The organism is Streptomyces sp. NPDC001056, from assembly GCF_053598955.1.
Map to the genome: position 1 here is coordinate 168,398 of NZ_JBSFLI010000015.1, position 11,067 is coordinate 179,464.

Annotated in this window: 10 protein-coding genes; 8 read left to right on the top strand and 2 right to left on the bottom strand. The window is 72.3% G+C overall.

Annotation, left to right across the window (positions count from 1 at the left end; translation table 11 throughout):
* Positions 1 to 17 precede the first annotated feature (17 nt).
* From ACWDD7_RS19810 to ACWDD7_RS19825, 4 genes are all read left to right on the top strand, one after another.
* Positions 18 to 1,427, top strand: a complete 1,410-nt coding sequence (locus ACWDD7_RS19810) for an MFS transporter (protein ID WP_450458264.1) — start codon at positions 18 to 20, stop codon at positions 1,425 to 1,427.
* Positions 1,405 to 2,493, top strand: coding sequence for a phosphotransferase family protein (locus tag ACWDD7_RS19815; RefSeq protein WP_351872781.1), 1,089 nt, complete (start codon positions 1,405 to 1,407; stop codon positions 2,491 to 2,493). Before ACWDD7_RS19810 ends, ACWDD7_RS19815 begins: the two co-directional genes overlap by 23 nt.
* Complete coding sequence (locus ACWDD7_RS19820; RefSeq protein WP_351872778.1) at positions 2,490 to 3,506, top strand: LLM class flavin-dependent oxidoreductase; 1,017 nt, start codon at positions 2,490 to 2,492, stop codon at positions 3,504 to 3,506. The genes ACWDD7_RS19815 and ACWDD7_RS19820 overlap by 4 nt, the downstream gene beginning before the upstream one ends.
* Positions 3,507 to 3,589: 83 nt before the next feature.
* The gene (locus ACWDD7_RS19825; protein ID WP_351872776.1) at positions 3,590 to 3,883 is read left to right on the top strand and encodes a muconolactone Delta-isomerase family protein; all 294 of its coding nucleotides are present in this window, start codon (positions 3,590 to 3,592) and stop codon (positions 3,881 to 3,883) included.
* On the opposite strand, the gene ACWDD7_RS19830 is transcribed toward ACWDD7_RS19825, so the two are convergent.
* Positions 3,832 to 4,728 (bottom strand): alpha/beta fold hydrolase, encoded by an 897-nt coding sequence (locus ACWDD7_RS19830; protein WP_351872773.1) that lies wholly within the window; start codon positions 4,726 to 4,728, stop codon positions 3,832 to 3,834. The genes ACWDD7_RS19825 and ACWDD7_RS19830 overlap by 52 nt on opposite strands.
* 67 nt (positions 4,729 to 4,795) lie before the next feature.
* Complete coding sequence (locus ACWDD7_RS19835) at positions 4,796 to 5,794, bottom strand: quinone oxidoreductase family protein (protein WP_450458266.1); 999 nt, start codon at positions 5,792 to 5,794, stop codon at positions 4,796 to 4,798.
* 97 nt (positions 5,795 to 5,891) lie between these two features.
* Between ACWDD7_RS19835 and ACWDD7_RS19840 the strand changes: the two genes are divergently transcribed.
* From ACWDD7_RS19840 to ACWDD7_RS19855, 4 genes are read left to right on the top strand one after another with little or no spacing between them, the layout of a single operon-like run.
* Positions 5,892 to 7,496 carry an ABC transporter substrate-binding protein gene (locus ACWDD7_RS19840; protein ID WP_450458267.1) on the top strand — a complete coding sequence of 535 codons (1,605 nt, stop codon included), beginning with the start codon at positions 5,892 to 5,894 and terminating at the stop codon, positions 7,494 to 7,496.
* The gene (locus ACWDD7_RS19845; RefSeq protein WP_450458269.1) at positions 7,493 to 8,434 is read left to right on the top strand and encodes an ABC transporter permease; all 942 of its coding nucleotides are present in this window, start codon (positions 7,493 to 7,495) and stop codon (positions 8,432 to 8,434) included. The genes ACWDD7_RS19840 and ACWDD7_RS19845 overlap by 4 nt, the downstream gene beginning before the upstream one ends.
* Positions 8,431 to 9,234, top strand: a complete 804-nt coding sequence (locus ACWDD7_RS19850; protein ID WP_351872762.1) for an ABC transporter permease — start codon at positions 8,431 to 8,433, stop codon at positions 9,232 to 9,234. The genes ACWDD7_RS19845 and ACWDD7_RS19850 overlap by 4 nt, the downstream gene beginning before the upstream one ends.
* Positions 9,231 to 10,877: a dipeptide ABC transporter ATP-binding protein gene (locus tag ACWDD7_RS19855; RefSeq protein ID WP_450458270.1), complete on the top strand. Its 1,647-nt coding sequence runs from the start codon at positions 9,231 to 9,233 to the stop codon at positions 10,875 to 10,877. The genes ACWDD7_RS19850 and ACWDD7_RS19855 overlap by 4 nt, the downstream gene beginning before the upstream one ends.
* Positions 10,878 to 11,067 lie beyond the last annotated feature (190 nt).

An 11,067-nucleotide genomic window follows, 5' to 3' on the forward strand; every position in this document is an offset into this window, starting at 1 on the left:
GAGCCCCTGGCTGGGCCGTGCTGAGCCTGTTGTGCCTCGGCCAGCTCATGGTCGTCGTCGACGTCTCGATCGTGAACGTCGCGCTGCCCGCCATCCGCTCCGACCTCGGCTTCAGCCAGGTCGGGCTGCAGTGGGTGGTCAATTCCTACGCTCTGACCTACTCGGGCTTCCTGCTGCTGGGCGGGCGCGCGGCCGACCTCTTCGGCCGCCGTCGCGTCTTCGTCGCCGGACTCGCCCTCTTCGTCCTCGCCTCTCTCGCCGGTGCCGTCGCCCAGGACCCGACGATGCTGGTCATCGCCCGTTCGGTGCAGGGCCTGGGAGGCGCGATCCTCTCCCCGGCGACCCTGACCCTCGTCACCACGACCTTCGTCGGGCCGGCGCGGCCCAAGGCGATGGCGGCATGGAGCGCGGTCGCGGGCGGCGGCGCCGCCGTCGGCTCGGTGCTCGGCGGCGTCCTGACCCAACTCGTCGACTGGCGCTGGATCCTGTGGGTCAACATCCCGATCGGTCTGCTGACCATCGTCGGCGCCTACACCCTGCTGCACGAGAGCCGCGCCGACGCGGCCAAGTCGCGGCTCGACGTGTTCGGCTCCCTGCTGGTCACCGCCGGCCTGATGGCCATGGTCTACGGCACGGTCCAGTCCCCGACCAAGGGCTGGGGGGCGATCGAGACCCTGGCGCCGCTCATCGGCGGCGCGGTACTCCTGGTCTGGTTCGTCGTGCACGAGGCACGGGTGGCCGCCGAACCCCTCATGCCGCTGGGCTTCTTCAAGGTCCGCCCGGTCACGGTCGCCAACCTCACCATGCTGTGGCTGGGGTGCGCGGTGATCGCCCACTTCTTCTTCCTGTCCCTCTACATGCAGAACGTGCTGAAGTACGGGGCGCTGGACGCGGGCCTGGCCTTCCTGCCGGGATCCGCGGCCATGACCATCGGCGCCTACAGCGGTCCGGCCCTGATGAAGCGCGTCGACCCCCGGCTGCTCATCGCGGGCGGCCCGGTGCTCGTCGTCGCCGGCCTGGTCTGGCTGTCGTTCATCCCCGCCGACGGCACCTATCTCACGAACCTGTTCGTGCCGATGCTGCTGGTCACCTTCGGAACCGGGGTGGCGATGATGCCGATCAGCTTCTCCGCGATGACCGGCATCGCGCCGGAGGAAGCGGGGCTGGCCTCTGGCGTCATCAACACCACCCGGCAGGTGGGCGGCGCGATCGGGCTGGCGGTCCTGGCCACCGTCGCGGCGTCCCAGACCGTCGGCGCCGGCACCGCGGGCCTCGTCAAGGGCTACCAGGCGGCGTTCCTCACCGGGGCGTTCTTCGCCGTCCTGGCCGTGCTGACGGCCCTGTTCATGCCGAAGGCCCAGGCGCCGTCCGCGCCGCCCGCGGCCGAACCCGCGAAGAGTGCCGATGCCGGTACCGCAACAGCGTGACCCGGATGTGACCCGGGAGCGGTTGCGGACGTGGCTGGCCGCCAGACTGCCCGGGAGCAGTGACCTGGAGATCGCCGAACTCACCGTTCCGCGCTCCGGATTCTCCACCGAGACACTGCTCTTCCGGGCGGCCTGGCGCACCGGCCGCGCCGCGGCCGAGGGCCGCTTCGCCGCCCGCGTCGCGAGCCGGTCGTACCGGCTGTATCCCGAACCCCGCCTCGGCATGCAGTGCCGGCTCCAGCGCATCCTGTACGGCACGGGGGCGGTGCCGGTGCCCCGCGTCCACTGGTTCGAACGCGACCCGGCCGTGCTCGGGGCCCCCTTCTACGTGATGGAACAGGTGGCCGGGCAGGTCCCTGGTGATCTGCCGTCGTACCATCGCGCGGGCTGGGTGACGGAGCTGGACGAGCCGGGACGGGCCCGCCTGTGGAACGGCGGGATCGAGGCGCTCAGCCGGCTGCACGCCCTCGATGCCCACGCCCTCAACCTCCACTTCACGGCTCTCACCGGCAGCCGGACCCCGCGCCCCGGGAGCCATCTCGACCAGCAACTCACCTACTATGAGCGGCACTTGGCGCATTTCGGCCGGGCCGAGGACCCGCTGGCGCTGCGCACCCTGGCCTGGCTGCGCGCCCACCGGCCACCGGAGCCCGCCCGCCCCAGCCTGCTCTGGGGCGACGCCCGGCTCGGAAACATCATCTTCGGCGCGGCCGGCCGACCCGCTGCCCTGCTGGACTGGGAGATGGCCTCGCTCGGCGCACCCGAGTCCGACCTGGCCTGGTTCCTGTATATGGACCGCCATCTCAGCGAGGGCATCGGCGCCGACCGGCTGCCGGGACTCCCGGGCCGCGACGAGACCGTCGCCCGCTACGAGGAACTCTCAGGCCGCACGGTCCACGACCTCGACTACTACGAGGTCTTCGCCGGATTCCGGCTGATGCTCATCACCGCGAGGCTGACCGGTCTCGTGCTGGCCCACGGCATGGTCCCGCCGGGCACGGACTTCCCGCTCGCCCGCAACACCGCGCGGCTGCTGGCTCTTACCCTCGAAGGAGTACGCCGATGAAACTCTCCGTCCTGGACCAGTCCACCGTGGCCGAGGGACGGCCGCCGGCCGAAGCGCTGCACAACACGCTGGAACTGGCGCGCCTGGCCGACCGGCTCGGCTACGAACGCTACTGGGTGGCCGAGCACCACGGCATCCCGTCCCACGCGGGCACCGCCCCGGAGATACTGGTGGCCCGGATAGCCGCCGAGACGACAGGCATCCGGGTGGGGTCCGGCGGGGTGCTCCTGACCTACTACAGCCCCATGAAGGTCGCAGAGGTCTTCCATGTGCTCCAGGCCCTGTATCCGGGCCGGATCGACCTCGGTATCGGCCGGGCCGGCGGCGCCAATCCGCTTGAGAACCGGGCGATGCGCTGGGACGCCCCGGCCGCCGCCGACGACTTCGACGCAAGGGTCAGCGCGCTCCAGCGCCATCTGCACGAGAGCTTCGCCGCCGATCACCCGTACAGCACCATCAAGGTGATGCCGACGGTGCCCGACGTGCCGCCGGTGTGGCTGCTCGGCTCCAGCGTCCGCAGCGCCGCGGCCGCGGCCGAACTCGGACTGCCGTACGCCTACGCGCACTTCATCAACCCGGCGGACACCCGGAAGGCCGTCGAGACCTACCGGGCCAGGTTCCGGGGCCCCGAGCCGCGCGTGATCGTCGGGCTCGGCATGTACTGCGGGGAGACGGACGCGCAGGCGCAGCGGATGCTGGCCAGCCATCTGCTGGTCAGGAAGCGGCTGTTCGCCGGGGACATCCGGGCCATCCCGGACGCGGACGAGGCCGTCGCCGAGCTGGCCCGCGGCCCTCATCCCCTGGCGGGCGAGCAGACCGAATGGCCCCGCTACTTCGCCGGGACGCCCGAGCGGATCCGGCATCTGGCGGGGAGCCTGGAGGAGGAGCTCGGGGTGGACGAGCTGATCGCGATGAACATGATCCACGATCACGCGGACCGGCTGCGCTGCTACGAACTGCTCGCCGAGGCCCTCGGCCTGGTGCCCCGGGCGGATCCAGCCGTCCTCCAGTAGGCCTTGACCGCCCTCCAGGGAGCCTCGACCGGTGGACGGCAGCCTGGACGGCGCCACACCAACCCGAGCCAAGCGAGGTAGACATGGCCCTGTTCGCCGTGCTGATCAACGCAACGCCGACCGGAATCAGCGCCGACGAGTTCTTCGAGCGGCTGCCGAAGGGCTACGCGTACATGAAGGGGCTGATCGAGAAGGGGACCATCAAGCACTCCTGGGTCCGCATCGGTGAGTCGGGCGGCCTGAACATCTTCGACGTGGACTCCCATGAGGAACTCCTCGGCGCGCTCTACGGCAACCCGATCAGCCCCCACCTTCAGTTCACGATCTACCCCCTGGTGGAGGTCGACGACTTCTCGCCCGACGAGATCGGCGGCTGATCACCGAGAAACTCCCGGACCGCGGTGACGAGGGCGTCGGGCGCGTCCACCCACGGGAAGTGCCCGGCGCCCGCCACGGTCAGGTGGCGGGCGTCGGGGAAGTGGCCCGCGGCCACATCCCCCACCTCCACACCCGTCAGCCCGTCCCGTTCGCCGGTGACGATCAGTACCGGCCCCTTGACCGCGGCCAACCCGTCCAGCACGGCCTGAGGGCCCGACTCGGCCGCCCAGAAGCCCGACCACGCGGTCAGCGAGAAACCGGCCAACTGGGCCTCGGCGTGCGCGCGTTGCCGCTCGTCCCAGCGGCCGTACCCGGCCGGCGTGTACCGGCTCAGCACGTCGAAGACCTGCTCGGGCGGGCTGGCCGGGCCGAGCGCGACCAGCTCCCGCGCGGCCTGCGACACCTCGGCGAACCAGACCTCGCCGCTGCGGCGCCGAAGGATCTCGGGGATGTCCCCGCCGCCCGCGCCGTACAGGTCGGGCCCGGGGCCGACCAGCACCAGTCGGCCGACCCGCTCGGGGTGTGCCGCCGCGTACGCCTGGGCCACCACCGTGCCGCTGGAGTGGGCGAGCAGGTCCAGCGTCTGTTCGCCCAGCTCCTGCCGCAGCGCCTCGATGTCCTCGGCGAGCACGGGATAGGCGTACGAGCCCGGCTCCGCGGGCGCTTGCGACGCGCCGGTTCCCCGGGCGTCGTACCGGATCAGGGTGAAGTGCTCGCTCAGACCGCCGAGATCCTCCAGGTACGCCGAGTCCCGCGGCCCGCCGGGCACGAGCACCAGCACAGGGCCCGAGCCGAGGGTTTCGTAGGAGAGCCGTGTGCCGTCGAATGCGGTGAATTCCGTCATGGCCGGGAGGCTACGGACGGACGCTGGAGGACCGATCGAGACGGGTACGGACCCCGCGCTCCTCCGATCAGACGCCCGACGGCAGCCGCTCGGTGGTGAGGACCACCCGCCCGACGAGGCCCCCCTGCTCGAACTCGGCCAGGGCGCTGCCCGCCTCGGCCAGAGGGCAGGCCGCCGCGATGTACGGCTCGATCCGCCCGGCGGCGGCGAACGCCAGCACCTCGGCGAGCATGCCCGCCAGTTCCTCGTGCCGGAGCCCGTGGAACAGGTCGACGGCGATGACCCGGCCGTCCAGAGCGGCGAGGTCGGCGCGGTGCCGGGCGGCCGGCTCGTCGCGGGTGAACCAGTTCCCGTAACTGACCAGAGCGCCCCCCTCGCGCAAAAGCCCCGCGGATTCGGCGAGGTTGGGGCCTCCGATGGGGTCGAAGACGGCGTGCACGCCGTCCGGGGCCAGCTGCGCCACGCGTGAGGGGACGTCCTCGACCCAGTGGTCGACCGGGTCGAACCGCAGCCGGGTCGTCTCGGCCAGCTGCCGAGTGCTGGACACCCCGATGACCCGGGCGCCGGCCAGATCCGCCAGCTGCACCAGGACGGTGCCCACCCAGCCGGGCGCCCCGGGCACCACCACGGTCTGGCCCGCGGCGACCCGCGCCTGACGGTGGACCATGTACCAGGCCAGCACCCCCGCGTACCCGATGCCGGCCGCGGCCACCGGCGACAGGCCCTCCGGTACCGGCACCACCGAACCGAGCGGCGCGTTGACGCCGTCCGCCCAGCCGCCCGCGCCGACGACGGCCGCCACACGCCGCCCCACCAGATCGGCCCCGGTGCCGTCCGCCCCGGCAGCGGTGACGACGCCCACGACATCGCGCCCCGGCACGAGCGGCGGCCCCACCTGGCCGGGGCAGGTCCCCCGGCGCATCAGCATGTCGTCGAAGGACACCCCGGCGGCCTCCACCCCGATGGTCACCTCGCCCGCGGCGGGCGGCTCCAGCTCCCGGCGCACGGGCCGCAGCGCGCTCGGCGGGGTCGAGGGGGCAGGGATCCATATCTGCGTGATCTGCATGCGCCGAGCTTATGAAGGACGTCTATAGAAGGGCTCGAGCGCCGCCTCCTAGCTTCGGCCGCAGTGGTCGCTCGCCGACAGACAGAGGGGATGCCCGGTGTCGTACAGATCAGTGTTGGCCGCCGTGCTGGCCGCGATGGTCCTGCTCACCGCGGCGTGTTCCCACCCCGGCGGGGCGGCGTCCGGCGACCGCGGCCTCGTCTTCGCCCTCGACACGGAACCCAGCTGCCTCGACCCCCAGGTGAGCATGGCGGACGCGACGGCATTGATCACCCGGGGCGTCGTCGACTCCCTGGTGAGCCAGGACCGCCAGGGACTGTTCCACCCCTGGCTGGCCACCCGGTGGGAGACCTCCAAGGACCTCACGACGTACACCTTCCACCTCCGCGAGGGCGTGACCTTCCACGACGGGACGCCCCTGGACGCCGCCGCGGTCAAGGCGAGCTTCGACCGGATCGTGGCCCCGGCGACCAAGTCGCTGTACGCGCGCTCGCTCATCGGCCCCTACCTCGGCTCCACGGTCCTCGACGCCCACACCGTCCGCGTCAGGCTGAGCCGGCCGTTCCAGCCTTTCCTCCAGGCCGTCAGCACCGCCTATCTCGGCATCCAGTCCCCGAAGGCGTTCACCACGTACGCCGGGTCCCTGTGCGACCACGTCGTCGGCTCCGGCCCGTACGTTTTCGACAAGCACATCCACCAGCAGCAGGTCACGCTGCACGCGAACCCGAAGTACGCCTGGGGGCCCGCGGGCGATGCCACGGGGAAGGCCCGCATTCACACGCTCACCTTCCGGTTCCTGCCGGAGGCCGCCACCCGGGTGGGGGCGCTGCGGAGCGGACAGGTCGACGGCATCTCGCCCGTCCCGACGCCGGACGTCCCCGCGGTCACCGCCGACAGCTCGCTCAGGCTGGTCAGGACCGAGGCGCAGGGCGCGAGTTACGGGCTCTACCTCAACACTGCCCGCGCCCCGTTCGACGATCGCAGGGTGCGGCAGGCGTTCCAGCGCTCCCTCGACGTGGACACGCTCGTCCGATCGGTCTACGGCGGCACCTTCCAGCGCGCGTGGAGCATCCTCACCCCGTCCAGTCGGAACTACGACGCCAAGACACAGGGCAGTTGGTCCTACGACCTCGCCGCCGCCGGCCGACTTCTCGACGAGGCGGGCTGGACCGGCCGGGACTCGGCCGGCTACCGCACCAAGGACGGCAGGCGACTGCGCGTCATCTGGCCGGCGACCCAGGCACAGCTGGACGCCCAGCAGCGCGGTGTGCTCGGGCAGGGAATCCAGGCGGCGGCGAAGAAGGCCGGCATCGAGGTCGTCCGGCCCGTCCTCCAGAACGGCCCGCTCTACGAGGCCGCGGCGAAGGGCACGTACGACATCCTCGACCAGTCCTGGGGCCGCGCCGACCCCGACATCCTGCGCACCTTCCTGGACTCGAAGAGCCTGCCCATGGCCGGGCAGAACATGAGCCGGCTCCAGGAGCCGCAAGTGGACCGGTGGGTCGACGGCGCGGTGACCACCGCCGACGAGCGGGAACGCGACAGGGACTACGCGCAGGCACAGGAGTGGGTGATCCAACAGGCCACGGTGGTACCGGTGTTCGTGCCCGCCTACCTCGTCGCCACGCGCAAGGACGTGCACGGTCTCACCGCCGACCCCGCCGGGTTCCCCCGGTTCGAGCACGCGTGGATCGCCGGATGAGCGCGCGCGGGGCGAGCGCGCTGCGCTGGGCGGTCCGCAAGGGCGTCAGCGCCCTGGCCGTCCTGCTCGGCGCCGCCACGCTCTCCTTCGTCGCCATGCAGCTCATCCCGGGCGACCCGGCGCGCGCCCTGGTCGGCAGCGCGCCCGCCACCCCCGAGACGATGGCCGCCGTGCGCCACGAGATGGGGCTCGACCTGCCGCTGCCGCTGCGTTACCTGCACTACCTGGGCAGGCTCGCCCGGTTCGACCTGGGCCGGTCCTACCAACTCCAGGAACCCGTCAGCACGGTGATCGGCGACCAGATCGTGCCGACCGCGCAACTGGCCTTCAGCGCTCTGGGGTTCGCCTTGGTGTTCGCCCTGCTCACCGCCGGGCTCACCGCGGGCCGGTGGCGGGGGTTCGGCCGGCTGGTGCAGGGGGTGGAGCTGCTGCTCGTCTCCACTCCCGGGTTCTGGCTGGGCATGATGCTGCTGGCCGTGCTGTCCTTCAGGTGGCACCTGTTCCCCGTCGCGGGCGCCAGCGGCGTCCAGGGGCTCGTACTGCCCGCCGCCACGCTGGGGGCACCGCTGGGCGCGGTGCTCAGCCAGGTGCTGCGCACGGAGATCGAGACGGCGCTGCGCCAGCCGTTCGCCATGAGTGTGCGGGCCCGGGGGGTCGGGCCGTCGGCGCTGCGGATGCGTCATCTGACGCGCCACGGCGTCGTTCCCGTCGCGACCCTCTCCGGCTGGCTGCTGGGCGGTCTGCTGGGCGGGGCGGTGCTCGTGGAGACCGTGTTCGCCCGGCCGGGCCTGGGCCGGGTGACGCTGGAGGCGGTGACCGGTCGTGACTTCCCCGTGGTGAGCGCGCTGGTCATGCTCCTCGCCCTGGTCTTCGTCACCGTGAACACCCTGGTGGACGCGGTGTGCAGGATCGCCGATCCAAGGCTGCGTGCCGCATGAGGAGGTCTCTGGTCCTTCTCGCGGCGCTGGGGATCCTCGGCCTGCTCCTGCTGGCGGCAGCCGCGCCGGGCCTGTTCGCGAGCCACTCGCCCACTGACGTCGATCTGGGGGCGGTCCTCCAGCCACCCAGCGGCCGGCACTGGTTCGGCACCGACCAGCTCGGCCGGGACGTGTGGTCCCGGGTCGTGCACGGGACGCGTATCTCCCTGCTCACCGGCCTGGCGGCGACCGCGCTCGCCGGGACCGGGGGCACGGCGCTCGCCCTGCTCATGGTGCTCGGCGGCCGGGTCGTCGACTCCGTACTGATCCGGGTACTCGACGTGCTGCTCGCCTTTCCCGGTCTGCTGCTCGCCCTGCTCGTCGTCGCGGTGACCGGGCCCGGTGCCGCGGGCGCCCTGACCGCCATCGCGATCGCCTCGGTGCCCGGGTACGCGCGGATGGTCCGCGCCCAGGCGCAGGTGGTGCGGCGCTCGGACTACGTGACGGCGGCGGTGGTCATGGGGGTGCGCAGACCCGTGGTGATCTGGCGGCACGTGCTGCCCAACGCGCTTCGGCCACTGATCGTCCTGGCCACCCTCGGTATCGGCGAGGCGGTCATCATCGGCTCCTCACTGGGATTCCTGGGGCTCGGCCCGCCCCAGCCGGCGCCCGAATGGGGGGCGATGCTTGCGGCGGGGCGCGACCACTACACGACCGCCTGGTGGATCGCCGCGTTCCCCGGCCTGGTGATCACGGCCCTGGTGATGACGGTGACGGTCATCGGACGCCGGGTACGACGCCGTCTTGAGGGGTGGGGATGACGGAATCGCTGTCCGTACGGGAGCTGAGCGTGCGGTTCGGGCGGACGGCCGCGGTACGGGGTGTCTCCTTCGACCTCGCGCCCGGCGAATGCCTGGCCCTGGTCGGCGAGTCGGGATCGGGCAAGAGCGTGACGGCCCGCAGCCTGCTGGGGCTGGCCGGCGAGCGGGCCGAGGTCGCGGCGGACCGGCTCGCCCTCGGGGCCGAGGACCTGCGCCGGGCGGACGACCGTCGCTGGCGCCGGATCCGCGGCCGCCGCATCGGACTGGTGCTCCAGGACGCCCTGGTGTCCCTCGACCCGTTGCGGACCGTGGGCGCCGAGATCGCCGAGGTGCTGCGCACGCACCGCCTGGCGACCCGGGCCGAACTGCCGTCGCGGGTGATCGGGTTGCTGGCCTCGACGGGGCTCTCCGAGCCGGAGACGGTGGCCGCGCGCTACCCGCACCAGCTGTCCGGGGGACAGCGCCAGCGCGCGCTCATCGCCTCCGCGCTGGCCGGCCGGCCGGGGCTGCTCATCGCCGACGAACCCACCACGGCCCTCGACGTGACGGTCCAGGCACAGCTCCTGACCCTGCTTGAGGGCCTGCGGGACAAGGGCACCGGCCTGCTGCTGATCAGCCACGACCTCGCGGTGGTCGCTCGCATCGCCGACCGGATCGCCGTCATGCACGACGGCATGATCGTCGAACAGGGTGCGGCGGCCGACGTGCTCGACGCACCCGAACACCCCTACACGGCCCGGCTTCTCGCCTCGGCTCCGGCCGCCCCGGCCGCGGGTGCGACCGCAAGGCCGCTCACTCCGGCCGGCCCGCCGGTGCTGTCGGCCGAAGGGCTGCGGCTGCGCTACCCGGGAAGCGGAAACGACGCCGTGCACGGCGTCGGCTTCGAGGTGGCGCCCGGCGAGGCGCTCGGCCTGGTGGGGGAGTCCGGCGCCGGCAAGAGCACCGTGGCCCGGATCGTGCTCGGACTGCAGGAACCCGACGCCGGCACCGTCCGGCTGGACGGCCGGCCGTGGAGCCCGCTGCCGGAGCGCGCCCGCAGGCCGCGTCGCAGGGCGCTGGCCGCGGTCTTCCAGGATCCCCTCAGCTCCTTCGACCCGCGCTACACGGTGCAGCGGATCATCGCCGAGGCCCTGCCCGCGACCACCCGGGCGCAGCGCCGTACCCGGGTCGGTGAACTCCTCGCGGAGGTGGGTCTCGACGACGGTACGCTCTCCCGCCGACCGCTGGAACTCTCCGGCGGCCAGCGCCAGCGCGTCGCCATCGCCCGGGCCCTGGCCTCGGCGCCCGAGCTGCTGGTGTGCGATGAGCCGGTCTCCGCCCTCGACGTGTCCCTCCAGGCGCAGATCCTTGACCTGCTCGCGCGGATCCGGGCCGAGCGCGGACTCGCGATGCTCTTCGTCTCCCACGACCTGGCGGTCATCCGGCAGGTGTGCGACCGGGTGGCCGTGATGAAGGACGGTGCCGTCGTCGAATCCGGCCGCACCGCCGACGTCTTCGAGGCCCCGGCCCATCCCTTCACCAGGGAACTGCTCACCGCGGCGCCCCGGCTCCGGCTGCGCGGGTCCCGTACGTCCGCAGATCCGGCCGCTGCGGCGGTGCCGCCCGGCAGCGGCGGTCCGGAGGGCCGAGTTCAGCCTCGGTAGTGGTGTGGTCGGGTAGGTGTTTCTTCGTTTCGTTTCGTGTCGTTGTTGGTGTGGTGTCGTGTTGTTCGTTTCGTGGGTGTGTCAGTTCCGGGGTGGGGGTTGGGGTGTGGGGGTTTTGGTGGGTGTGGATTGATTTGCTAATCACGATTGACGTGGGGTTGGGGGGGTGTGGAGACTGGTTCGTGGTCAA